The organism is Microbacterium sp. 71-36, from assembly GCF_001898305.1.
In the GTDB taxonomy this organism is placed as follows: Bacteria; Actinomycetota; Actinomycetes; order Actinomycetales; family Microbacteriaceae; genus Microbacterium.
This window is the reverse complement of sequence record NZ_MKTP01000001.1, coordinates 873,315-897,051: the sequence shown is the minus strand read 5'-3', so window position 1 is coordinate 897,051 and position 23,737 is coordinate 873,315. Positions and strand designations below refer to the sequence as shown.

Sequence of the window (23,737 nt, the reverse complement as noted above, 5' to 3'; positions counted from 1 at the left end):
TAGCGTGGACGGAATGTGCACCGTGGTCGTCGATGTCCCGCGTGGGAGAGGTCAGCCCGTCCGCGTGCTGGCCGTCCGTGACGAGGAGCGGCAGCGTCCGTGGCGGGGTCTCGGACCGTGGTGGCCCCAGCAACCGGGCGTGCACGGTGTCCGCGACGACCGTGCGGGCGGTGCGTGGCTCGCCGTCGATCCCGAGGCCCGGCGGCTGGCGGTGCTGCTGAATCGCGAGGACCTGTCGCAGCGCTCCGACGCCGAGGTCGTCAGTCGCGGCGGCATCCCGCTGCAGTCCGTCGCCGGGACGCTCCCGCCCGCTCCGCCGACCCGCGGATTCAATCTCGTGGAGGTGTATGCCGACGGCGCCACGGTCGTGGAATGGGACGGACTCGCCGTCCGGCGCACCCGGCTCGCCCCCGGCACGCACATGATCGCCCACCACGCGCCCGACGATCGGGCGACGCCGCGCATCGGCCGCTGGCTCGACGACTTCCGCCGGGCGGGGATCGCCGCCGGCGACGAGTGGTGGGGGCCGTGGCTCGAGGTGGTCGCGGCATCCACGGTCGATCCGGCCTCCTCGGTGCTGCGGCGCGATGCGCACGACGGGCTCGTGCTCGAATCCCTCCTCGTGTGCGCCGTCGCGGTGGGCCCCGACGGCGTCGACCTGCGCGAAGCCGTGCTGTCGGAACCGGGGGAGTGGGACGACGCCCTCGCCCAGCGTCTACGCGCCGGCACGCCGGTCGGCCCGCAGTAGGCTGGAGGGCAGTCCCGCCTCCGTAGCTCAGGGGATAGAGCGCCGCACTCCTAACGCGGGCGTCGCAGGTTCGAATCCTGTCGGGGGCACCAGATCGTTCCCTCTCCCTCTGCCACACTGACTTGCGTGAGCACGCCCGTACGGTCCCGTCGTCGTTCCGTCCTCTGGATCGTCGGGAGCGTCCTGGCGTTCGTCGCGCTGTACGTCACGGTCGTCGCCCTCTACGCCGGGAGCGGCGACGTCGTCGGCAGCGGCGCGGAGGAGCCGTCGGGCGACACCGTCGTGCTGTCGCTCACGCCGGAGAAGATGGATGCCACGACCAACCGGCTCGCCGTGTCGGTGGTGCCCACTCAGGGCGAGGGGGGAACCTTCACCGAGGGGCTGCAGGCGCTGCGGCCGTTCGGCGTGCTGGTCTCCGCCGTGGCGGGGTCGAAGGCGACGAAGTACGACGTCGGCGACCTGATCTCGCCGATCGACGTCTCGCTGGTCATGGACGGTCAGATCGAGACGTGGCCGTTCGATCGGTACACCGTGCGGTCGATCATGACGGCCATCGAGGACGACGCCGACGGTGACTCCACGTCCCTGCCGACCGTCGTGCAGCCGTCGAAGCGCGGCATCCCGGGGTGGGACATCGCGGTCGTCGAGACGCCGCTGGGGCCGGGGATCAACGCAGTCGACGTCACGGTCAGCCGTTCGGGCTCGACGATCGCCTTCGGTATCGTGCTGCTCTCGCTGATGGTGGTCATCCCGGCGCTCGTGCTCGTGGTCGCGATCATCGTCCTGCGGGGACGGCGCAAGGTCGAGGTGACCGTCATGGGGTGGATGGGCGCGATGCTGTTCGCGACGATCCCGCTGCGCAACTTCCTCCCGGGTTCCCCGCCGATCGGTTCGTGGATCGATTACCTGATCGTGTTGTGGGTGCTCGCCGCCCTGGTCGCCGGGCTCGTGATCTTCGTCGTCGCGTGGGTGCGGCGCGGTCCCGCCTGAGCGGTCCGGTTCCGGTCGCCGTTGCCCGGGCGGCATCCCCGTGGCATGATTACTGAACGATCGGTCTGCAAATCACGCGGGCGAGGGACACGACCGCGACGGCGCGGTGAGGAGGCGGCGATGACGGCTGCGATCGGTGTCGACCACGCTGACGACCGCGTCGTCGTCACCCTCGACCGGCCCGACGTCCGCAACGCGATCGATCAGGACATGATCGATGCGCTGCACGCGGTGTGCGCCGACCTCGAACGCCGTCCGCGCGTCCTCATCCTCACGGGAGCGGGCGGAGTGTTCGCCGCGGGGGCGGACATCCGGCAGCTGCGCGAGCGCTCCGGCGACGACGCCCGTCGCGGGATCAATGCGACGGCGTTCGATCGCATCCGTCATCTCCCGATGCCCGTGATCGCCGTGGTCGACGGGTGGGCGCTCGGCGGCGGGGCCGAGCTCGCCTACGCCGCGGACATCCGTATCGCCACGCCGCGCGCGCGGTTCGGCAACCCCGAGCCCGGGCTCGGGATCATCGCCGCCGCCGGTGCCGCCTGGCGCCTGCCCGAGATCGTCGGCCACGCGCGGGCCAGCGAGCTGCTGCTGACCGGACGCCTGATCGACGCCGCCGAGGCGCAGGCGTGGGGCCTGGTGTCGAGTGTCCACGAGCCCGACGAGGTGATGACCGCCGCCCACGCGCTCGTCGACCGGATCGTCCGGAGTTCTGCGCGCGCCGTGCAGCTGACCAAGCGCGCCCTGCTGGCCGAACGCGCCGCCCACCCGGCGCTCGACGGCGAACTGCAGGCGGAGCTGTTCGACAGCCGCGACAAGCGCGAACGCATGACGGCGTTCCTCGACGGGCGACGGGCATGAGCGCCGCCCCCTCGGTCGTCGGCGTCCTCGGCGGGGGACGCATGGGCGCGGGGATCGCGCACGCGTTCCTCCTCGCCGGCTCCCGCGTGCACGTGGTCGAACGCGACGTCGCGACCGCGGACGCCGCGGCGGCCCGGGTGCGTGCCGATCTCGACCGGTCCGCCGCTCGCGGAAGACGGGTTCCGGATGCCGACGCGCTCACGGTCGGCGTGGATCCGGCCGCGTTCGCCGACGCCGCCCTCGTCGTCGAGGCCGTACCCGAGGACCGCGCGCTGAAGGGCGAGGCCCTGACACGCATCGAGGCCGTCCTGGCGGACGAGGCGGTCGTGGCATCCAATACCTCGTCCATCTCCATCGATGCCCTGGCTGCCGGGCTGCGGTCGCCGGAGCGCTTCCTCGGTCTGCATTTCTTCAACCCCGTGCCGGCCTCGGCGCTCGTGGAGATCGTGCGCGGCACGCGGACGGCGGAGGCGATCGTGGCGAGGGCGACGCGCTGGGTCGAGGCCATCGGGAAGACCGCGGTGGTCGTCCGGGACGCCCCCGGTTTCGCCTCGAGCCGCCTGGGGGTGGCGCTCGGCCTGGAGGCGATCCGCATGCTCGAGGAGGGGGTCGCCTCCGCGGAGGACATCGATCGCGCGGTGGAGCTCGGGTACCGGCATCCGGTCGGTCCCCTCCGGACGACCGACCTCGTGGGTCTCGATGTGCGGCTCGGCATCGCGGAGGAACTGGAGCGCTCTCTCGGGCCGCGCTTCGCTCCGCCCGCGCTGCTGCGACGGCTGGTGGACGAGGGGCGGCTGGGCCGGAAGACGGGTCGCGGATTCTACGAATGGAGCGAATGATGTCGTTTCTCCCGAGCTACGTGCGTGATGCCTGGTGGCTGCCGGAACCCGATCCCGACGCGGCCGTGGTGTGCGACGCCTCGACGGGGGAGGAGATCGTGCGTGTCACGACGCGCGGCCTCGACCTCGCCGGCGTCGTCGACCACGCCCGGCGCGTCGGGCGGCCACGACTGGGCGCGCTGACCTTCCCGCAGCGGGCGATGGTGCTGAAGAACCTCGCGATCGCGCTGAACGATCGGCGAGAGGAGCTGTACGCGCTGTCGATGCGGGCAGGTTCCACGCGACGCGACTCGCTCAGCGACATCGTCGGCGGGATCGGCGTCCTCTTCACGTACTCCTCGAAGGCGCGGCGTGAGCTTCCCGCCGGCACGGTCGTCCTCGACGGTCCCGTCGAGCCGCTGTCGAAGGACGGCTCCTTCCTCGGACGTCACGTGTACACGCGTCTCGCGGGTGTCGCCCTACAGATCAACGCGTTCAACTTCCCCGTGTGGGGCGCCCTCGAGAAGTTCGCCCCGGCCTTCCTCGCGGGTCTCCCCACGATCGTCAAGCCCGCCACCCCGACCGCGTACATCGCCGAGGCGTGGGTACGGATCGCCGCGGACACCGGGCTGTTGCCGCCCGGGGCGCTGCAACTGGTCAGCGGCGGCATCCCGGGCCTGCTCGACCTGCTCGACCTGGGTGACACCGTCGGGTTCACCGGCAGCGCCTCGACCGCCGAGCGCCTGAGGGTCGGCGTCCGCCCGAGCGTGCGGTTCACCGCCGAGACGGACTCGATCAACGCCTCGGTCCTCGGTCCCGACGCGCTCCCGGGCACCCCCGAGTTCGACGCGTACATCCGACAACTGCTGACGGAGCTCACGACCAAGGCGGGACAGAAGTGCACCGCCATCCGCCGGGCGATCGTGCCGGCGGGGCTCACGGACGCCGTCGCCCAGGCGCTCCGAGAGAAGATCGAGGCGCGCGTCGTCGTGGGCGATCCGCGCGCGGACGGGGTCACGATGGGGCCCGTCGTCTCGCTCGCCCAGCGCGAGGAGGTCCGGCGCCAGGTCGATCTGCTGCGCGCGGCGGGCGGACGGATCGTCGTGGGCGACACGGCCGTGCCCGAGGTGCGCCGCGCGGACGGCACGACCGGGCCGGCGGAGGACGGCGCCTTCCTCTCTCCCGTGGTCCTGGCGTTCGCGGATGCCACGATCCCGGCGGTCCACGAGCTCGAGGCGTTCGGGCCGGTCGCCAGCATCGTCGAGTACGGCGACGTCGCCGAGGCCGCCGACATCGTGGCGCGCGGCGGCGGGTCGCTCGTGACCAGCGTCGCGACGCACGACCCCGGTGTCGCGACCGAGCTGCTCACCCGCATGGGCGCGATGAACGGGCGCGTGCTGTTCCTCGATCGCGACGACGCGCGCACCTCGACGGGGCACGGCGCCCCCGTCCCGCACCTCGTGCACGGCGGTCCCGGTCGCGCGGGAGGCGGGGAGGAACTCGGCGGCATCCGGTCCGTGCTCCACTACATGCAGCGCACCGCGGTGCAGGGGTCGCCGCGCATGCTGACCGCGCTCACCGGGGTGTGGCATCCCGGTGCCGATGTCGACGCCTCGGGCACCCACCCGTTCCGCAAACCGCTGTCCGATCTCCGGATCGGCGATGCCGTGATGTCGGAGGAGCGGGCCGTCACCCTCGCGGACATCGAGATGTTCGCCCGCTTCACGGGCGACACGTTCTACGCGCACATGGACGAGACGGCCGCCGCCGCCAACCCGTTCTTCCCGGGACGCGTGGCCCACGGCTACCTCCTCGTGTCGTGGGCGGCGGGACTCTTCGTCGATCCGGCACCGGGTCCGGTGCTCGCCAACTCGGGACTCGAGAATCTGCGCTTCGTCACCCCGGTCTCGCCGGGAGATCGGATCCGCGTCGCCCTGACCGCGAAGCAGATCACCCCGCGCGAGACCGACGACTACGGCGAGGTGCGCTGGGACGCGGTCATCCGCAACCAGGACGACGCCGTCGTGGCGCAGTACGACGTGCTCACCCTCGTCGCGAAGACATGGCAGCCCCAGGAGGTGCTCGTATGACCACGGTCACGGACGTTCCCGTCTCCGACATCGACGGCGAGGAGCTCTTCGACGCCGTCATCGCGGCCGATGGTCGCATCGAACCGCGCGACTGGATGCCGGAGGCGTACCGCCGCACGTTGATCCGTCAGATCTCGCAGCACGCGCACTCCGAGATCATCGGCATGCAGCCGGAGGGGGCATGGATCACCCGGGCGCCGAGCCTGAAGCGCAAGGCGATCCTGCTGGCCAAAGTGCAGGACGAAGCCGGTCACGGGCTGTACCTCTACTCGGCGGCCCAGACCCTCGGGATCACGCGGGAGGAGATGACCCGGCAGCTCATCGACGGCGCAGCGCGTTACTCGTCGATCTTCACCTACCCCACACCCATCTGGGCCGACGTCGGGGCGATCGGCTGGCTCGTGGACGGCGCGGCGATCTGCAACCAGGTGCCGTTGTGCCGGGCGTCGTACGGTCCCTACGCCCGCGCGATGGTGCGCATCTGCAAAGAGGAGTCGTTCCACCAGCGCCAAGGGTTCGAGATCCTCCTCACGCTCATGCAGGGAACCGACGAGCAGCGGAGGATGGCGCAGGACGCCGTGGACCGCTGGTACTGGCCGAGCCTGATGATGTTCGGTCCCCCCGACGACGATTCCCCCAACTCGGCCCGGTCGATGGCGTGGAACATCAAGCGCTTCAGCAATGACGAGCTCCGCCGGCGGTTCGTCTCGATGCTCGTTCCGCAGGCGGAGGTGCTCGGTGTCACCCTGCCCGATCCCGAGCTGCGCTGGAACCGCGAGACGGGTTCCTACGACATGGGCGAGATCGACTGGACGGAGTTCCAGGAGGTGCTCGCCGGTCGCGGTGCCCTGCACACGACGCGTGTGCAGCACCGGCGCACCGCCCATGAGGACGGCGCCTGGGTCCGCGAGGCCGCCGCCGCCTACGCCGCGAAGAAGCGGGAGGCCGCGTGATGGCCGCGCCGGGAAGCTCGTCCGACGAGACCTGGCCGCTGTGGGAGGTGTTCGTCCGGGCCGCGCGCGGACTCAGCCACGTGCACGTCGGCTCGCTGCACGCCCCCGACGCCGAACTGGCGGTCCGCAACGCGCGTGACCTCTATACGCGCCGCGGCGAGGGCGTGTCCGTCTGGGTCGTGCCCTCGGAGGCCGTGACCACGAGCGACCCGGGGGCCAAGGGCGCGTTCTTCGAGTCGCCGGCGGGCAAGAACTTCCGACACGCGGTCTACTACACGGCCGCCGAGGGGGTGCCGCACCTGTGAGCGCCGCCTCCGAATCGCACGGGACCGTCTCCGTCGACGGCCTCGACCTCGCCGCCGAACTCGCCGGGGGAGAGGCCCGCGCCGTCGCGCCCGACGTCGCCGCGTACGCCCTCCGCCTCGGGGACGACGCGCTGATCCTCGCGCAGAACCTCTGCGGCTGGATCGCGCGGGCTCCCGAACTCGAGGAGGACGTGGCCCTCGGGAACATCGCGCTCGACCTGCTCGGTCACGCCCGCTCCCTGCTGCGCTACGCCGGCAGCCACGACGGCCGTAACGAGGACGACCTGGCCTACTTCCGCGACGAGGGCGAGTTCCGCAGCGCATGGCTGTTCGAACTCCCACCCGGCGACTTCGCCCACACCATCGCGCGGCAGCTGCTCGCCTCGACCTATCTCCTGGAGCTGTACAGGGAGCTCGTGGCATCCGCCGACCCGGTCCTCTTCGCCGTGGCGGGCAAAGCCGTCAAGGAGGTCGACTACCACCGCGATCACGCCGTGCAGTGGACGCTGCGGTTGGCCGGCGGGACCATCGAGTCGCGCCGACGGCTGGAGACCGCGCTCGCCGCGACGTGGCCGTTCCTCGACGAGCTGTTCCGCGACGAGCCGCTGCACCGGCACCTCGCCGGTGTCGCCGTGCGGCCCTCGACGCTGCGAACCCCCGTCGAAGCCGCCCTGCGCGCGGTGCTCGCGGAGGAGGAGGTCTCCGTTCCCGACGTCGTACCGTCCTCCGCGGGCGGGCGGGCGGGCCTCCACCATCCGGCGCTGGGTCCGCTCCTCGCCGAGATGCAGGTGCTCGCGCGACGGCACCCGGGGGCGACATGGTGACCGCGGCCGCCGCGCGCGAGATCGTCGCCGCCGTCCGCGACCCCGAGGTGCCCGTGCTCACGATCGAGGATCTGGGCGTGCTGCGCGACGTGCGGGTCGACGGCGAACGGGTCGTCGTCACCATCACCCCCACGTACTCGGGCTGCCCCGCCGTCGACGCGATCCGCGACGACATCCTGCTCGCGCTCACCTCCGCGGGGGTCGAGCGCGCCGTCGTCCGCACCACGCTCACGCCCGCGTGGACCACGGACTGGCTCAGCGACGACGGTCGCCGCAAGCTCACCGCGTACGGCATCGCCCCGCCGACCGGCCGATCGGTCGCCGGCCCCGTCCGCGTGCGGCTCAGCGTGCCCTGCCCGCGATGCGGGTCGCTCGACACCCGCGAGATCTCGCGGTTCGGTTCGACCGCGTGCAAGGCGCTCTGGGAGTGCCGGGCCTGCCTCGAACCCTTCGACCACTTCAAGGCCCTCTGATGGCGACGACGGATGCCACCCCCACCCGGGCGCGGTTCCACCGGCTGCGCGTGGTCGAGGTGCGTCCGCTGACCGCGACGGCGATCGAGGTCGCCTTCGCGGTCCCGGAGGAGCTGGCCGACGTCTTCGCCGCGGCGCCGGGACAGTACGTGGCCCTGCGCGCCGTCGTCGCGGGCGAGGAGCTCCGGCGTTCGTACTCGCTGTGCCGGCCCCCGTCACCCGGACGTCTCTCGGTGGGGATCAAGCGCGACCCCGCCGGCCGCTTCTCGACTTGGGCGCACGAGAACCTCCGCGTCGGTGACGAGATCGAGGTCATGAGCCCCGGAGGGGCGTTCGTGTCGCGGGCCGCCCGCCCCGGGGGACACGTCGTCGCCGTCGCCGCGGGATCCGGGATCACGCCCATCCTCGCGGTCGCCACCGCCCTGTTGGATGCCGACGCGGAGTCCCGCGTCACGATCGTCTACGCCAACCGTTCGTCCACCGACGTGATGTTCGTCGACGACCTCGCCGACCTCAAGGACCGCCACCCCGCGAGACTCACGCTGCATCACGTCCTGACCCGGGAGGAGCGCGCGGCGCCCGTCTTCTCGGGACGCCTCGACGAAGAACGGATCCGCCTGATCCTGTCCCGCCTGATCGACCCGGCATCCGTCGACGAGTGGTTCCTGTGCGGACCGTTCGCGCTCGTCGAGACGTGCCGCACCGTGCTGGCCGAGGTCGGGGTCCCGCGCGACCGCATCCGATTCGAACTGTTCACCGCGGGTGACGGCGACGCGCCCGCGCGGACGGGGGGAGGGCGAGCGATCCGTGTGCGCGCCGACGAGCCCGTCCGACGCATCTCGTTCACCCTCGACGGGCAGTCGACCCGGGTCGACAGCCCCGTCGCTGCTCACGAGACGATCCTGGCCGCGGCACTCCGGGCGCGCCCCGACGTGCCGTTCGCCTGCGCGGGAGGCGTGTGCGGCACCTGCCGGGCCCGGCTCGTCGAGGGATCGGTGACCATGACGGAGAACTACGCACTCGAGCCGGACGAGATCGATCGCGGATACGTGCTGACGTGTCAGTCGCATCCCACCTCGGACGAGGTCCGGGTGGACTACGACGGGGGAGGGGCCCGATGATCGCGTACGGCTTCGCCGACGACGTGGCCGAGATCGTGCTCGACGCGCCGCAGCGCCGCAACGCCCTCGGCCTCGCCGACCTGCACGATCTCGCCGCGGCCTTCGCGCGCGCGGAAGAGGACGGTGCGCGAGCCGTGCTGCTGCGCGGGGAGGGGAAGGCGTTCTGCGCCGGCCGCGACATCGCGGGGGTCGATCCGGCCACCGACGACGTGTCCGGATACCTCGACGGGGCGCTCGAGCCGCTCCTGCACCGGATCGCCGCGTTCCCCGCGCCGACCTTCGCCGTCGCGCACGGGGCGTGCCTCGGCGTCGGGCTGGGGCTCCTCGTCGCCACGGACGTCGTGTACGTCGCCGAGGACGCCCGCATCGGCTCGCCGTTCGCCGCGCTCGGCGCGACCCTCGACTCGGGCGGCCACGCGCTGTTCGCCGAGCGGCTCGGCATCCACGCCACCCTCGACCTCGTCTACACCGGGCGGATGCTCACGGGCGCCGAGGCGGTGCGCGCCGGGCTCTTCTCCCGCGTCGTCCCCGCCGACGAGGTGCGGGATGCCACGATGTCGGCCGCGCAGCGGGCTGCGGCGGGTCCCACGGCGGCGTTCGTGGCGAGCAAGCGCCTCCTCGCCCGGTGGCGCGACGAACGGCTCGGACTGTGGGACGTGGTGGCGGCCGAGACCCGGGCACAGACCGCGCTCGCGGCGACGGACGACTACCGCGAGGGCTTCGCGGCGTTCCAGGCGAAACGCCCGCCGGAGTTCCTGGGGCGGTGACGCGTCCGCGGCCGGACACGACGATGCCCCGGCGCGCGGCCGGGGCATCGTCGAACAGGACTCAGGCCTGCGTGGTCACCGCGAATTGGACGGAGCCCTGCCCGTCCAGCTGCGCGTCGAGCACGCGATCGTCGAGCACCTGAGCGGCGTCGGCGTCGAGGAAGACCCGGGCGCCGGAGTTCTCCACGACGGCGTCCTCGGGCTCGGGTCCGTCGACGACGGACAGCCGGAACTGCGACTCCGGCGAGCCGGCGCCCTCGATGCGCACACCGCCCTGGGCGGCGTCGGGCAGCTGGGCGGCGATGGTCTTGACGGCGGTGGTGGCCTCTTCGGTGAGCGTCAGCATGGGTGACTCTCCTTCTGTGTCGACGTCAGGGGCCAGCCACGATGCCGAGAATCGGGCGCGTTCTCAAGCTCTCGGCGCCGTTGCCAGGGGATTCCCACGGGGCGCTCAGGGGGCGGCTCAGGGCAGCAGGCCCACCCGACGGGCGCGGGCCACCGCGGCGTGCCGCGTCGACGCGTCCAGTTTCGACATCGCCGAGGCGAGGTACGACTTCACGGTGGTCTCGCGGAGAGCCAGGGATGCCGCGATCTCGCCGTTGGTCGCACCGACGGCGGCGCACGAGAGCACGTCGAGCTCTCGTCGTGACAGGTGGATGCCGGCTTCCTCCGGGTCGACCGCGGCATCGCCGGAGAGGGCGGCGAGCCGGGACTCGAGCTCCTCCAGCCGCCGACGCACGTGGTCGTCGTCGACGATCGCGGCGATGCTGCGCAGCTGCGCGTAGCTCTGCCGGATCTCTTCCCGCGCCCCCGCGCTCAGCCCGTCGTCGCCGGGGGTCGCGGCGGCGAGGCGACGGTCGACCTCGTCGCGGACGCGCAGCTCCGTGCCGAGTTCGCCGGCGATGTCGAACGCCGGGCGTGCCTCGCGGTCGCCGAGCGGGGCCTGCGCCCACGATCCGCAGTACAGGACGCCGCGGGCGCTGCCGCGCACCAGGACGGGCACGGCGAACAGGGTCGCGATGCCCTCGCCGAGGATCGCGCGATCGTAGTCGTGCGTGATGGTGCGGGCCGTGCGGTAGTCCAGGGCGAGCCGCGGGCGCCGTTCGACGAGCGCCCGACCGCCGAGCCCTCGCTCGGCGTGGACGACGAGTCCTTCGATGCTGCGGGTGCGGGCACCGACGACCGTCGAGACGTGAACGGCTCCGTCGTGCTCGAGGCCGCCGAAGGCGACGGGGAAGTGGGTACGACGGGCGAGCTCGGTCACGGCGTGCGACACGAGGGTCGCGTCGTCGCGGAGTGCGGCCGGTGCTCCCACGAACTACCTACTTCCGGGGGTGACGGCTTCGTCGCCGCCTTTCGTAGCGTCGACCCTACCATCGGGAAGGTTCTCCGACCCGGTGTTTTCCCCCCGTCCGGTGCTGCGTGGCACCGGTCTCATGAGGCAAGGAGGCCACATGACGGATAGAAGGATCGACGGCGCCCCCGGCGGCGTCGACTACATCGCGGTCGAGGAGTCCGCCCCGTTCCGGGAGCTGAAGCGGCGTCAGCGCAGCTTCGTGTTCCCCATGGCCGTGGCGTTCCTCGTCTGGTACTTCGTGTACGTGCTGCTGTCGTCGTTCGCGCCCGACTTCATGGCGCAGCCGGTGTTCGGCGCCATCACGGTGGGTCTGGTGTTCGGACTCGGCCAGTTCGTCACGACGTTCGCCATCACGATGGGCTACGTGGCCTACGCCAACCGTCGCCTGGACCCGGGCGCCGAGCACCTCCGTGTGGAGCTCGAGCGGGCCGAGCGGGGTGAGTCGTGAACGAGATCTTCGGTACGGTCCACGCCGCCGTGCAGACGGTGGAGAACAATCCCATCCTCAACATCTCGATCTTCGGGGCCTTCGTGGCGGTGACGCTGTTCATCGTCATCCGCGCCAGCCGCAACAGCAAGACCGCGGCGGACTACTACGCCGCGGGTCGCTCGTTCACGGGACCGCAGAACGGGTTCGCCATCGCCGGCGACTACCTCTCGGCGGCGTCGTTCCTCGGGATCTGCGGTGCCATCGCGATCAACGGATACGACGGGTTCCTGTACTCGGTGGGGTTCCTGGTGGCGTGGCTCGTGGCCCTGCTGCTCGTCGCGGAGCTCATGCGCAACACGGGTAAATTCACGATGGCGGACGTCCTTTCGTTCCGCTTGAAGGAACGCCCCGTGCGGATGGCGGCGGCGATCACGACGTTGGCGGTGTGCTTCTTCTACCTGCTCGCACAGATGGCGGGGGCCGGCGGCCTCGTCTCGCTGCTGCTCGGAATCACCGAGCGCGTGGGCCAGTCCATCGTCGTGGCGGTCGTCGGCATCCTGATGATCGTCTACGTGCTGATCGGCGGGATGAAGGGCACCACCTGGGTGCAGATCGTGAAGGCGTTCCTCCTGATCGGAGGCGCCGTGGTGATGACCATCTGGGTTCTCGCGATCAACGGGTTCAACCTCAACACGCTGCTCGAGAGCGCGGTCGCGGCGTCGCCGAAGGGTGAGGCGATCCTCGGACCGGGCCTGCAGTACGGCGCGAACCCGTGGGACTTCATCTCGCTCGCGCTCGCGCTGGTGCTCGGAACGGCGGGTCTCCCGCACGTGCTCATGCGCTTCTACACCGTGCCCACCGCCAAGGAGGCACGTCGATCGGTGGTCTGGGCGATCTGGCTGATCGGCCTGTTCTACCTGTTGACGCTGGTGCTCGGCTACGGCGCCGGTGCCCTGGTCGGTCCCGAGGCGATCCTGGCCGCGCCCGGCGGGGTGAACGCGGCGGCGCCGCTGCTGGCCCTCGCGCTCGGCGGCCCGATCCTGCTGGGGTTCATCTCGGCGGTGGCGTTCGCGACGATCCTCGCGGTCGTGGCCGGGCTCACGATCACGGCGGCGGCGTCCTTCGCGCACGACATCTACGCGAACGTCGTCAAGAAGGGCGACGTTCCGCCGGACGGCGAAGTCAAGGTCGCGCGTCGGACGGTCGTCGTCATCGGTGTCCTCGCGATCGTCGGCGGCATCGGCGTGCAGGGTCAGAACGTCGCGTTCCTCGTGGCGCTGGCTTTCGCCGTCGCCGCGTCGGCGAACCTGCCCACGATTCTGTACTCGCTCTTCTGGCGCCGGTTCACCACGCGCGGTGCCGTGTGGAGCATGTACGGAGGCCTGGGATCGGCGCTGGTGCTGATCTTCCTGTCGCCGGTGTTCTGGGGCACGCCGACGAGCGTGTTCGCGAACGCGGGGGTGGCGATCTGGCCGCTGAACAACCCGGGGATCGTGTCGATCCCGCTCGGGTTCCTCCTCGGCTGGCTCGGCTCGATCACCTCGACGCGCGCGGAGGATCCGCGCAAGGCCGCCGAGATGGACGTGCGCTCGCTCACCGGCTTCGGCGCCGAGAAGGCATCGAGCCACTGACGGTGGTCCTCGTCGCCCGGTCCGCACTCGTGCCGGGCCGGGCGACGAGGCGTGGGTACCGACGACGCGCCTCGTCGGGCCGCGCGCGCTACGCCGGGGAGCGCAATCGGTCGGCGACACCGTTCTCGAGGTCGAGCAGGAAGTGCTTCACCTCGGGGTGACCGCCGTACTCGCCGATGGACCCGTCGGCGCGCACCACGCGATGGACGGGGACGACGATCGAGAACGGCGTGTTCGCGCAGGCCGTACCCACCGCGCGCGCGGCCCCGGGCGAGCCCGCCATGATCGCGACCTCGCCGTACGAGGCGACCTCGCCGTACGGGATGCGTCGTGTCGCCTCCAGGGCTGCTCGCGTGAAGCCGCCCACCAGGCGCCAGTCGAGCGGGATCTCGAAGCTTCGGCGCCGGCCGTCGAAGTACTCGTCCAACTGGTCCAGCGCGTCCCGCGCCGCAGCGGGATCGGGGTCCGGCACGACGCCGAGGCGGTGCGCGATCTCGGCGCGCGCGATGTCGAGCCCGTCGTGCGCGACATCGAGATGGACGAGAGCGTGGTCGACGAAGGTCAAGAGGATCGGGGCGAACGGGCCGTCGTAGACGGCGCTGGTGGCTGTGCTCATTTCCTCATCCTCATCACGTGCCCTCGTCCTCGCCGCGTCGCGGGCCTGATCCGTGGATGGTCCATCGGTTTCTCCGGCGGGGGAGGAAGGGCCGATCCGCCCGGCGTGTCGCGCAATCCCGCGAAACTCGGGCCCGCTGCGCGCCTTCTGCGGATGCCCGGCTTAGTCTGGCAGGTGTGTGGCGAGCTGAGGACGGCGTCGTGACGGGCGCCGAAGGCGACGTTCCGACGTCGATCGATCCGGGCGAGCTGCGACTGTCGGAGCCCGGCATCGTGGTTCGTCACGTCGCCGACCCCGAGCGCGACCGCATCCGCGCGGAGGCCGCCGCCCTCGGCGGTCGTTCCACGCTCCTGCGGTTCGACGACGCGGTCGACGCGGGCATCGACATCACCAAGGCCCATCCGGGCTCCCTGCCGCAGTTCATCACCGGCCGCGCCACCCTGCTGTCCAACCTGTTCCGCGACGAGGTGGCCCTGCGCACCGCGCGGATCGCCGCCGAGCGCATCACGGCGAAGAACGTCGAACTGCGCACCGCGCGCGGTCTCGAGCCGGTGCACCTGGCCGTGGGCCTCGCCGCGTGGAAGATCGGGGGAGTGGAGTGGTCCGCCCCCGTGCTGCTGCGGCCGCTCGCCATCCGCCGCCACAACGGCGATTTCGAGCTCAAGCTCCACGGGGCCTTCGTGATGAATCCCGAGTTGGCCCGGGCGTTCCGCACGCACCTCGGCATCTCGGTCGACAGCACGGCCCTCGCGAGCCTGGCGTACGACCAGGGAGTGTTCAAGCCGCAACCGGTCATCGACCACCTCCGTCGACTGACGACGCACGTCCCGACCTTCGTCGTCCACCCGCGCCTGGTCATCTCGTCGTTCGCCGACGTCGGGTCGGGCATGGCGCGCGCCGCGGAGCACCTCGACGATCCGCTGCTCAACGCCCTGGCCGGGCACCCCGACGACCGCGCCCGCATCACGGTGCGCCGTGCCGATCCGGTCGTCACGAGCCCCGACGAACGCACCCCCGCGGCCGACACCCTCCTCCTCGACGCGGACGCCGAGCAGGAGCGGGTCCTCGCCCGGATCGCGGCGGGTCATTCGCTCGCGGTGCACACGCTCCCCGGGACGGGCGGCACGCAGACCGTCATCAACGCGATCGGCCAGTGCGTGCACGCAGGGAGGCGCGTCCTGGTCGTCAGCGCCCGCCGCTCGACGCTCGACGGCATCCGTCACCGTCTGGCCGGTGTCGGTCTGACCGGCCTCGCCGTGTCGCCGACCCATGTGCGCCGCGACCTCATCCGTGCGATCGGCCGCAACGAGAAGGCCGCACAGCCCAAGGTCTCCGAGATCGACGACGCGCTGGTGCGCCTGCGCACCGTGCTGCGGGACTACCGGTCCGCCGTCACCGAGCCGCACCTGGCTCTGGGCGTGTCGACCCTGGACGTGCTGCGCGCCTTGACCGCCCTAACATCCGTCTCGCCGCCGCCGTCGACGACGGCCCGGTTCGACCTCGCGACGCTCGAGCGTCTCGCGGGGCGCCGCGACGCCGCGGCGAAAGCCCTGGCCACCGCCGCGCGCCTGGGAGAGTTCCGTTTCGGCCCCGACGATTCGCCCTGGTACGGCGTGAGCTTCACGCGGACCGAGGACGCCCGTGCCGCGCACGACCTGGCCGGGAAGCTGCACGCGCAGGACGTCCCGCGCCTGCTGGAACGCGGGTACGAACTCATCGCGCAGACGCGCATGCGGCCGTTCCAGACGGTCTCCGAGCTCGGTGCGTACCTGAAGCTGCTGCAGGGCATTCGCGAGTCCCTGGATCGCTTCAGCCCGACCGTGTTCGAACGTCCGCTGGGTGAACTCATCGACGCGCACTCGCCCCGCCGCGATTCGTCCGCGATGAGCGGCCCGAACCGTCGACGCCTGCGGCGCCTGTCGAAGGAGTACGTGCGCCCCGGCGTCCACGTGCCCGACATGTACGAGGCGCTCGTGCGCATCCAGCAGCAGCGCACCGAGTGGCAGCGCGTCGTCGATGCGGGCGTCACGCCCGAGGTGCCGCTCGGGCTCGCGGACGTGCACGTCGGCTGGCAGCGGGTCGACGCGATGCTCGGCGAACTCGACCAGATCCTGGGGCGCCAGGGTTCCGACCGGCTCGCGACGCTCCCGGTGCAGATCCTGGTGCGCACGCTCGCCGGCCTCGCGGCCGAGTCGACGTTCTTCGACAACCTCGTCGAGCGCGCGCAGCTGCGCGGTGAACTCGCCCGGCTCGGGCTCGAGCAGCTCCTGGTCGAGCTGTCGGTGCGCCACGTTCCGGAAGACCGGGTGGGGAACGAGCTCGAGTTCGCGTGGTGGCAGTCGGCGCTCGAACACCTGCTGCGCACGGACCGCGCGCTGCTCGGCGCCAACACCGCCGTCGTCGACCGACTCGAGCGCGATTTCCGTCTCGTCGACGAGGCGCACGCCGCGGCTGCGGGTCCGGTGCTCGCGGCCGAGCTCGCGAAGCAGTGGCGCATCGGGATCGTCGATCACCCCGACGAAGCGGCCGCGCTGAAGACCTCCCTGAAGGACGGCCTGCACACCGCGCAGGAGATCTCGGAGTCCGCTCCCACGCTCCTGCGCACGCTGGCGCCGGTGTGGCTGGCATCCCCGTACGAGGTTCCCGACGTCCCCACCGATCTCGCCTTCGACACGGTGATCATCGCGGATGCCGCGGCCCTGTGCCTCGCGGAGGCGGCGCCGGCGCTGCTCCGCGCCCGCCAGATCGTGCTGTTCGGCGATCCCGTCGTGCAGAAGCCGACGCCGTTCCGGGTCAGTGCGTCGCTCGCGCCCGCGGTGGACGACGAGGCCGACGACGTCCCGTTCGACGGTGTGTCGGTGTTCGAGCGCATCGCGGAACTCCTGCCCGTCGAAACGCTCACGCGCAGCTACCGCGCGGGCGGCGAAGATCTCGCGCAGCTCGTCAACGATGCGTTCTACGGCGGCGAGATCGTGTCGCTGCCCTGGGCCGGCTCGTTCCTCGGTCGCGGAAGCCTGAGCGTCGACTACGTCGAGAACGGCGTCGGCGCGCCCGACCCGGTCAGCGGTGCCGTCGAGAGCCCGGATGCCGAGGTCGCCCGCGTCGTGACCCTGGTGGTCGAGCACGCGGTGAACCGCGCCTCGGAATCGCTCATGGTCGTCACGGCCAGTCGGCGGCACGCCGAGCGTGTGCGCGCGGCCGTCGAGGCGGCGCTCGCCGGACGTTCCGACGTCGCCGCGTTCATCTCGCGGGATGCCGCCGAACCCTTCGCCGTGCTGACGCTCGAGGAGTCCGTGGCCGAGAGTCGCGACCGCGTGGTGTTCTCGCTCGGATTCGGGCTCACCCGGCACGGCCGCGTGCTGAGCGATTTCGGCGATCTCTCGACGCCGGACGGTGAACGACTGCTCACCGTCGGCATGACGCGCGCGCGGCGGTCGATGGTGATCGTGTCGTCGATCCGCCCGTCGGCGTTCGATGACGGGCGCCTCGAGCACGGCGCCGCGACCCTCATGGGGATCCTCGGCAACCTGGCCGGCCGCGGTCGTGACGCGCGCCTGGAAGACCTGGCGGACCCGCTCACCCGCGCGCTCGCGCGCGAGCTGCGCCGTCTCGGCATCGAGGTGGATCTCGACTACCGCGGGCTTCTGCCGCTCGTCGCGCGTCATCGCGGCAAGGCAGTCGTCGCCGAGAGCGATCCCGAGACGATCGGGGAGTCGCTGCGCGAGACGCTGCGCCTGCGCCCGCAGATTCTGCGTCGCCTGGGCTGGCACTACGTGCGGGTGCACGCGTTCGATCTGTACAGCGACCCCGCGGGAGTGGCATCCCGGATCGCGGAACTCCTCGGCGCCGCACCGGACGATTCCGGCGAGCCCGGCACCTCCACCGAGCCCCTCGACCTGAACGGGTGAGCGCGGTGGCCCCGACCCCGGATGCCACCGAACCCGATGCCGCGGGCGAGCGTCAGCCGATCGTCCGGGTCCGCGGCGCGCGGCGTGCGCGCCTGCTTCCGGCGCCGGGGACGAGCGCGGAACCGGCTCCCGCGGACGACCGCACCCGGGAGCGTCCCTCGGCTCCCGCGGCGTCCGGTCCCAATGACGCGCAGCTCCTGCGCGACATCCCGCCGCACTACTGACGCTCGCGCGGGCGGATCCGACGCGCTCCCGGCGCCGCCGCACTACTGACGCCCGCGCGGGGGGATGCCGCTGCGGCACACGCGAGAAACGCGTCCCGCGGTGAGAAACGGCGTGTCGTGCCGTTTCCCGTCGCGAGAAGCGTTTCTCGGTGGGGGTGTGCCGGCTCAGCCGCGCGGCTGGCGCTCCAGCAGGTCGCGGATCTGCACGAGCAGTTCCTGCTCGGTGGGGAGCTTGGGCTCGTCGGCCTTCTCGACCACGCCCGCGCGAGCGGCGGCGCGCGCCTTCCAACGGTTCATCGGGAACACGAAGACGAAGTACACGACCAGCGCGACGGCGAAGAAGCTGATCACGGCGGTGATGAGGGTGCCGAGGGGGAAGGTGACCGTCTGACCGTAGAGTCCGGTGATGCTCGGTCCGAGCTGGCCGTTCTCATCCGGCACGTAGAAGATCTCGACGAGCGGGTTGATGATCGCACTGACGATGGCGTTGACGACCGCGGTGAAGGCCGCGCCGATGACGACCGCGACCGCGAGGTCGATCACATTCCCGCGGAGGATGAACTCCTTGAATCCCTGGATCATGACGTGGCTCCCTTTCCGCCGCGTCGCAGGATCCGGCGAAGGTCAGGATGCCGGGGTGGACGCGGTCTTCGTCGACTCAGACGACGATGATGTCGAAGATCCGCTCGACGAACCGGATGCCGCGCCGGAGGACGCCCCATTCGACCCGCGCGAGTCCGTGCGGTAGAAGCCCGAGCCGTTGAACGTCACGCCGATCGAGCCGTACTGCTTACGCAGCTCCCCGCCGCATTCGGGGCATTCGGTCAGCGCGGCGTCCGAGAAGGACTGGACCGCGTCGAAGCGGTGACCGCACTGCTTGCAGGCATAGGCGTAGGTGGGCATTGGCGTTCCTTCGGGTGTTCAGGCTGCGGAGCGGTCGATCGCGACCGTGCGCGTGGGAGTCACGATGCCGGAGACGGGCTGGTCGTGCACGTCGCGCGGCACGTCGTCGACGAACTCGGAATCGAAGATGACGGCGTACACCGGCGGGCACTTCTCCATCGATCCGATGGTCTTGTCGAAGTAGCCGCGGCCCCAGCCGAGACGCATCCCGTGTCGGTCGACGGCTGCCGCGGGGATGACCAGCAGGTCGACGTCGTTCACGGCGATCGGGCCGAGTACGTCGCCGACCGGCTCGGGGAGGCCGAAGAGTCCCTCCGCGATCTCGGCATCCGGAGTGGCCACCGCCCAGTCGAGCAACCCGTCGTCGCGCGTGATGGGGAGAAGGACCCGGATGCCACGCGCCACCGCGTCGGCGACGAAGGCGTGCGTGCCGGGTTCGGTCGTCGTGGACAGGAAGCACGAGATGCTGCGCGCGCCCAGCCGCTCGACGAGGGCGTCGAGCTGCTCCTTGACGCCGGCTTCGGCGATCTCTCGCCCGTGGGCGGAGACGGTCTGGCGTCGTTCGCGCAGATCCGCGCGCAGCGCGCGCTTGGCCTGCTCGATGCTGTCGGGCATGCAGTAAGTGTACGTGCGTGCGCAAACGGTAACAGCGCCGTCGCATGGCACCAGTAGGGTATGCCCATGCCTAACAAGCCCTTCAAGGCCGTGATCCCGGCCGCTGGACTCGGTACTCGCTTCCTTCCCGCCACCAAGGCGATGCCGAAGGAGATGCTTCCGGTCGTCGATAAGCCCGCCATCCAGTACGTCGTCGAAGAGGCCACCGCGGCCGGTATCGAGGATGTCCTGATCATCATCGGCCGCAACAAGAACAACATCGCCAACCATTTCGACTCGATGCCCGAGCTCGAGACGAAGCTGCGCGAGAAGGGCGACCACGACAAGCTCGCCAAGGTCGAGCACTCGTCCGACCTCGCCGACGTCCACATGGTCCGTCAGGGCGAGCCGAAGGGCCTCGGTCACGCGGTGCTCCGTGCCCGCAGCCACGTCGGCGACCACCCGTTCGCCGTTCTCCTCGGCGATGACCTCATCGACGAGCGCGACCCGCTGCTCGAGCAGATGCTCGCCGAGTACACCAAGCGCAACGCGACGATCATCGCCCTCATGGAGGTCGACCCCGCGCACATCCACCTGTACGGCGTCGCCGCGGTCGAGCCCACCGAAGACGACGGCGTCGTCAAGGTCACCCAGCTGGTCGAGAAGCCCAAGGCGGAGGACGCCCCCTCCAACCTCGCCATCATCGGCCGCTACGTCCTCGGGCCCGACGTGTTCGAGATCCTCGAGCACACCGAGCCCGGCAAGGGCGGCGAGATCCAGCTGACCGACGCACTCGAAGAGCTCGCGAACGGCGGCGGCGACGGTGGCGGCGTGTACGGCGTCGTCTTCCGCGGACGTCGTTACGACACCGGTGACCGCGTCGACTACATCAAGGCGATCGTCCAGCTCGCCTCCGACCGCGAAGACCTGGGCCCGGCCCTGCGTCCGTGGTTCAAGGAGTTCGCGGCGGGTCTCTGACCCGACGGGATGCCATGGATCTCTCCGTCCCACGACGGCACGGCGAGGTGTCGATTCGTCTCATTCGCAACCGTGATGCGCGCGTCCTCCAGCAGCAGCTGATCGACAACCGCTCGTGGCTGCGGCCGTGGGAGGCGACGAGCCCCGACGGGCCCGTCTCGTTCGACATGCGGCTGGGCATTCGGCGTCTTCTGCAGCAGTATCGCGACGGCCTCGGCGTCCCCTTCGTCATGGAGTGGGACGACGAGGTCGCCGGACAGCTGAACGTGTGGGGGGTCTCGCGCGGGTCGCTGGCGTCGGCGACGATCGGCTACTGGGTCGCCGAGGAGTTCGCCGGTCGCAACATCACGACGATCAGCGTCGCTCTGGCGACCGACGTGTGCTTCACCGAGCTGAATCTGCACCGTGTCGAGATCTGCATCCGGCCGGAGAACCACGCGAGCCTGCGCGTGGTCGAGAAGCTCGGATTCCGCTACGAGGGACTGCGGCGCCGGTACATCCACATCGACGGCGATTGGCGCGACCACTACGCCTTCGCGCTCGTGCGCGAGGAGGTTCCCCACGGTGTCCTGGACCGCTGGGAGCGTGGTCAGGTGCCGCCCGACGCGGCCGTTATCCCTCCGGCCGACCGGCTGTAGCGATCCGCGGGATCCGGGCGGCGCGGTCCCGGGCGGTGCCTGACGCCGGGACTGCACCCGCCTGACGAAACGGCGTCGCGCTGCCGTGGGCTCGTCGGGCGGATGAAGTCTCGTTATCACACGGTGCGACACGCGGAGGGATGCCGAGGTGTGACCTCGTCGTGACCTACCGTTATGCCATGGGTGGTCAGGTTCTCGGCGGCGGGGTGATCGTCTTCGTCGCGGTCGCGCTGTGGTTGGTGTACCTGCTGCCGTCGTGGCAGAGTCGGCACCGTTTCACGTCGGCGGAGCGCAACGCGGTTCGGCTGAATCAGGCGCTCCGTGTTCTCGCGGAGACGGCGGAGACTCCGCGCGAGGTCCACCTCGAGCTCACTGCCCGCACCGCCCACCAGCAGCAGAAGATCGCGCGTCAAGTGCAGGCGCAGAAGGCCCAGACCGATCTCGCCGAGGCGAAGGCCCGGCTCGAGGTCGCGCGCCTGGAGGCCGCTCGCGACCGCGATCTCGTGAAGGAGCAGCGCGCTGCCGCCGTCGAACTGGCCCGGGCCGAGCGCGCGGCTGCGGTCGAGGTCGCCAAGGCCGAGCGGGCCGCAGCGCTCGAGAAGACCCGCGCCGAACAGGCCGCAGCGGTCGAACGTGCCCGCGCGGAACGTGCCGCCGCCGTGGCCCGCCCCGAGCTTCGACGCGCTCGTGCGCGTCGTCGTTTCCGCTTGGCGACCACGGTGTTCGCGGCCGTGGGTTTCACGGTCGCCGTGGTCGGCGGCATCCAGGCGTTCTTCGGGGCGGCCCCGGCGCTCTTGGCCGTCGGGGGAGCGGCCGTGGTGCTCGCCGTCGTCGTGTTGCAGCGCTTGTCCCGCGTCGCGGCACGGGCGACGGCTCGACCGGTCGCCGTTGCCGTCGAGCGCCCGGCGGTCGCGGTGCAGGACTTCGGCGTCGCCGCCCCCGCGGCGCGCCCAACGTGGACGCCGCGTGAGCTGCCCCGTCCGCTGGTCGCCTCGGCCGGCTCGCGCGCAGCGGCGGTGGTCGACGAGCAGCTCGCCCGTGAGGCGCTGCGCACAGCAGCCCGCGAGCAGGTCGCGCGTGAGATCGCCGAGGCGCAGGCACCGACACCGATCGAGGTCGCCCGTCCCGCTGCCGCGTCGCCGTACGCGTCGATGGGCTACGTCGACGACGCCGAGATCGAGGGCCACGTGCGCCGTCTCCTCGAGCGTCGCGCGTCGGGTCAGTAGGCGCTCGGCGCGGCACGCCCGGGAGGTCGCCCGGGTCGGTCGGAGCCAGGGGTGCGTGATAGTGTTGTCGAGTTGTCCGGGCCTGTGGCGCAGTTGGTAGCGCGCCTCGTTCGCATCGAGGAGGTCAGGGGTTCGAATCCCCTCAGGTCCACCCTCAACGGCGCTTCTCCTTCGGGAGGGGCGCCGTTGCTCGTTGGCCTGATTCCGCGACCGGAGGCCACTGCCGGAACCGGTTAGATTCGGTCGGTGACGGATTCCGGTTCCTTCCTCGACCTCTCGGGACTGAGCGCGCCGGTGACGCTGCGCGAGGTCCGGAGGAGCGACCGGCGGCGGCGCACACCGTACAGTCGCCGCTGGTGGGTCGTCGCTGCGGGACTTGCCGTCTATCTCGCGGCGCAGGCCGCCTTCGTGGCGGCGATCGTGCCCATCGGAGTGACGGATCCAGAGCTCCGCGGCACCGTGACCGGTGCCGTTCTCATGGTGTCGGGCGTCCTCGCTGCGGCATGGGCGCTGCAGGCCTGGAGGAACGCCAGCCGGGTGGTGCGCATCGAGCGCGCGGCGCGGGCCAATGGTCTGGAATTCGATCCGATGCCCACCGCCGTCCCCCTCGTCGGCATGGTCGCCGAGCAGGCGGCGAACACCCTCGCCACCGACGTTCTGCGTTCCACCGACCCCCGTCGGCCTGCGTTCACCGCGGCCACGATCGGGCCCGGGATCGCTCGTGCAGCACGGCAGGGCGGCATCCTCGTGCTCGAACTCGACCGGCGCACGCCGCACATCGTCGTGGTGAACCGACGGGCGCGCGGGCGCCACGACCTGCGTGCTCGATTCCGCGGCGACCAGCGACTTCGCCTCGAGGGGAATTTCGACCGGACCTTCTCGCTGTACTGCCCGGCGGGATACGAGACCGACGCCCTCTACTTCTTCACCCCCGACGTCATGGCGCGCATGCTCGACCTCGCCTCCGATTGCCATGCCGAGCTCGTCGACGGTTTCCTCGTGCTGACGTCGGGGAGACCGTGGTCATTGGGCACTCCCCGCGGGTTCGCGGCGCTCGTGACCCTCGCCGTCGACCTGGGTGGCAGAGTCCGTTCGCAGACGAGCCGATACGTCGATGACCGCGCAGACGCGCCGGGCGAGGTCGCCGCTCCCGGTCGCCGTCTGCGCAGGCGCGTGTCCCTGGGGGCGGTCCTTGCGGCTGCCGTGCCCGCGGCCTGCGTCGTCGCGGGCGGCCTGCAGATCGCCGCCGGCCTCGGCCTGGTCCCGTAGCGGCGGGGAGCGCATC

25 protein-coding genes and 2 tRNA genes are annotated in these 23,737 nt (G+C 71.3%); 21 read left to right on the top strand and 6 right to left on the bottom strand.

The window, feature by feature from the left end; all coding sequences use genetic code 11:
* Positions 1-13 precede the first annotated feature (13 nt).
* The 12 genes from BGO45_RS04465 to BGO45_RS04410 all read left to right on the top strand — a co-directional run bounded on the left by BGO45_RS04465 (position 14) and on the right by BGO45_RS04410 (position 9,947).
* A complete protein-coding gene (locus BGO45_RS04465) occupies positions 14-748 on the top strand; it encodes an NRDE family protein (RefSeq protein WP_292691289.1) in 735 nt (244 codons plus the stop codon).
* Positions 749-764: 16 nt separating this feature from the next.
* Positions 765-840, top strand: a tRNA-Arg gene (locus tag BGO45_RS04460).
* Between the two features lie 34 nt (positions 841-874).
* Positions 875-1,738, top strand: a complete 864-nt coding sequence (locus BGO45_RS04455; protein ID WP_292691287.1) for a DUF4436 family protein — start codon at positions 875-877, stop codon at positions 1,736-1,738.
* Between the two features lie 120 nt (positions 1,739-1,858).
* A complete protein-coding gene (locus tag BGO45_RS04450) occupies positions 1,859-2,596 on the top strand; it encodes an enoyl-CoA hydratase/isomerase family protein (RefSeq protein WP_292691286.1) in 738 nt (245 codons plus the stop codon).
* A complete protein-coding gene (locus BGO45_RS04445; protein WP_292691285.1) occupies positions 2,593-3,435 on the top strand; it encodes a 3-hydroxyacyl-CoA dehydrogenase family protein in 843 nt (280 codons plus the stop codon). Before BGO45_RS04450 ends, BGO45_RS04445 begins: the two co-directional genes overlap by 4 nt.
* Positions 3,435-5,504 (top strand): phenylacetic acid degradation bifunctional protein PaaZ, encoded by a 2,070-nt coding sequence (gene paaZ / locus BGO45_RS04440; RefSeq protein WP_292691283.1) that lies wholly within the window; start codon positions 3,435-3,437, stop codon positions 5,502-5,504. The genes BGO45_RS04445 and paaZ overlap by 1 nt, the downstream gene beginning before the upstream one ends.
* A complete protein-coding gene (gene paaA / locus BGO45_RS04435) occupies positions 5,501-6,457 on the top strand; it encodes a 1,2-phenylacetyl-CoA epoxidase subunit PaaA (RefSeq protein ID WP_292691281.1) in 957 nt (318 codons plus the stop codon). The genes paaZ and paaA overlap by 4 nt, the downstream gene beginning before the upstream one ends.
* Positions 6,457-6,762, top strand: a complete 306-nt coding sequence (gene paaB, locus BGO45_RS04430; protein ID WP_292691280.1) for a 1,2-phenylacetyl-CoA epoxidase subunit PaaB — start codon at positions 6,457-6,459, stop codon at positions 6,760-6,762. Before paaA ends, paaB begins: the two co-directional genes overlap by 1 nt.
* Positions 6,759-7,586, top strand: coding sequence for a 1,2-phenylacetyl-CoA epoxidase subunit PaaC (gene paaC / locus BGO45_RS04425; protein ID WP_292691279.1), 828 nt, complete (start codon positions 6,759-6,761; stop codon positions 7,584-7,586). The genes paaB and paaC overlap by 4 nt, the downstream gene beginning before the upstream one ends.
* Entirely contained in the window at positions 7,580-8,059 is a 480-nt protein-coding gene (gene paaD, locus BGO45_RS04420; RefSeq protein WP_292691277.1) for a 1,2-phenylacetyl-CoA epoxidase subunit PaaD, read from the top strand. The genes paaC and paaD overlap by 7 nt, the downstream gene beginning before the upstream one ends.
* On the top strand, positions 8,059-9,180 hold the full coding sequence (paaE, locus tag BGO45_RS04415; protein WP_292691276.1) for a 1,2-phenylacetyl-CoA epoxidase subunit PaaE: 1,122 nt from the start codon (positions 8,059-8,061) through the stop codon (positions 9,178-9,180). Before paaD ends, paaE begins: the two co-directional genes overlap by 1 nt.
* Positions 9,177-9,947: an enoyl-CoA hydratase-related protein gene (locus BGO45_RS04410; RefSeq protein WP_292691274.1), complete on the top strand. Its 771-nt coding sequence runs from the start codon at positions 9,177-9,179 to the stop codon at positions 9,945-9,947. Before paaE ends, BGO45_RS04410 begins: the two co-directional genes overlap by 4 nt.
* Positions 9,948-10,008: 61 nt before the next feature.
* Here the strand turns inward: BGO45_RS04410 and BGO45_RS04405 are convergent, their stop codons facing one another.
* Entirely contained in the window at positions 10,009-10,293 is a 285-nt protein-coding gene (locus BGO45_RS04405) for a (Fe-S)-cluster assembly protein (protein WP_022879049.1), read from the bottom strand.
* Between the two features lie 117 nt (positions 10,294-10,410).
* Positions 10,411-11,262, bottom strand: coding sequence for a LuxR C-terminal-related transcriptional regulator (locus tag BGO45_RS04400; RefSeq protein WP_292691271.1), 852 nt, complete (start codon positions 11,260-11,262; stop codon positions 10,411-10,413).
* Between the two features lie 139 nt (positions 11,263-11,401).
* On the opposite strand from BGO45_RS04400, the gene BGO45_RS04395 reads away from it, so the two are divergent.
* Both BGO45_RS04395 and BGO45_RS04390 read left to right on the top strand, forming a co-directional pair.
* A complete protein-coding gene (locus tag BGO45_RS04395) occupies positions 11,402-11,752 on the top strand; it encodes a DUF485 domain-containing protein (protein ID WP_292691269.1) in 351 nt (116 codons plus the stop codon).
* On the top strand, positions 11,749-13,365 hold the full coding sequence (locus tag BGO45_RS04390) for a cation acetate symporter (RefSeq protein WP_292691267.1): 1,617 nt from the start codon (positions 11,749-11,751) through the stop codon (positions 13,363-13,365). The genes BGO45_RS04395 and BGO45_RS04390 overlap by 4 nt, the downstream gene beginning before the upstream one ends.
* Positions 13,366-13,453: 88 nt before the next feature.
* On the opposite strand, the gene BGO45_RS04385 is transcribed toward BGO45_RS04390, so the two are convergent.
* Entirely contained in the window at positions 13,454-13,981 is a 528-nt protein-coding gene (locus BGO45_RS04385; RefSeq protein ID WP_292691265.1) for a methylated-DNA--[protein]-cysteine S-methyltransferase, read from the bottom strand.
* A gap of 200 nt (positions 13,982-14,181) precedes the next feature.
* Between BGO45_RS04385 and BGO45_RS04380 the strand changes: the two genes are divergently transcribed.
* Entirely contained in the window at positions 14,182-17,889 is a 3,708-nt protein-coding gene (locus BGO45_RS04380; RefSeq protein ID WP_292691263.1) for an AAA family ATPase, read from the top strand.
* Between the two features lie 5 nt (positions 17,890-17,894).
* Complete coding sequence (locus BGO45_RS04375) at positions 17,895-18,113, top strand: hypothetical protein (RefSeq protein WP_292691261.1); 219 nt, start codon at positions 17,895-17,897, stop codon at positions 18,111-18,113.
* 165 nt (positions 18,114-18,278) lie between these two features.
* Here the strand turns inward: BGO45_RS04375 and mscL are convergent, their stop codons facing one another.
* From mscL to BGO45_RS04360, 3 genes are read right to left on the bottom strand one after another with little or no spacing between them, the layout of a single operon-like run.
* The gene (mscL, locus tag BGO45_RS04370) at positions 18,279-18,695 is read right to left on the bottom strand and encodes a large conductance mechanosensitive channel protein MscL (protein WP_076494041.1); all 417 of its coding nucleotides are present in this window, start codon (positions 18,693-18,695) and stop codon (positions 18,279-18,281) included.
* 42 nt (positions 18,696-18,737) lie between these two features.
* Positions 18,738-19,016, bottom strand: a complete 279-nt coding sequence (locus tag BGO45_RS04365) for an FmdB family zinc ribbon protein (RefSeq protein WP_076494040.1) — start codon at positions 19,014-19,016, stop codon at positions 18,738-18,740.
* A gap of 18 nt (positions 19,017-19,034) precedes the next feature.
* Positions 19,035-19,631, bottom strand: coding sequence for a 5-formyltetrahydrofolate cyclo-ligase (locus BGO45_RS04360; RefSeq protein WP_292691258.1), 597 nt, complete (start codon positions 19,629-19,631; stop codon positions 19,035-19,037).
* Between the two features lie 66 nt (positions 19,632-19,697).
* On the opposite strand from BGO45_RS04360, the gene galU reads away from it, so the two are divergent.
* The 5 genes from galU (at position 19,698) to BGO45_RS04335 (ending at position 23,721) form a co-directional block, all read left to right on the top strand.
* A complete protein-coding gene (gene galU / locus BGO45_RS04355; RefSeq protein ID WP_292691256.1) occupies positions 19,698-20,588 on the top strand; it encodes a UTP--glucose-1-phosphate uridylyltransferase GalU in 891 nt (296 codons plus the stop codon).
* Positions 20,589-20,602: 14 nt separating this feature from the next.
* On the top strand, positions 20,603-21,226 hold the full coding sequence (locus tag BGO45_RS04350) for a GNAT family protein (protein ID WP_292691254.1): 624 nt from the start codon (positions 20,603-20,605) through the stop codon (positions 21,224-21,226).
* A gap of 179 nt (positions 21,227-21,405) precedes the next feature.
* Positions 21,406-22,452 carry a large exoprotein gene (locus tag BGO45_RS04345; protein WP_292691252.1) on the top strand — a complete coding sequence of 349 codons (1,047 nt, stop codon included), beginning with the start codon at positions 21,406-21,408 and terminating at the stop codon, positions 22,450-22,452.
* Positions 22,453-22,530: 78 nt separating this feature from the next.
* A tRNA-Ala gene (locus tag BGO45_RS04340) sits at positions 22,531-22,603 on the top strand.
* A gap of 95 nt (positions 22,604-22,698) precedes the next feature.
* Positions 22,699-23,721, top strand: coding sequence for a hypothetical protein (locus BGO45_RS04335; RefSeq protein WP_292691250.1), 1,023 nt, complete (start codon positions 22,699-22,701; stop codon positions 23,719-23,721).
* The last annotated feature ends 16 nt before the right edge of the window (positions 23,722-23,737 follow it).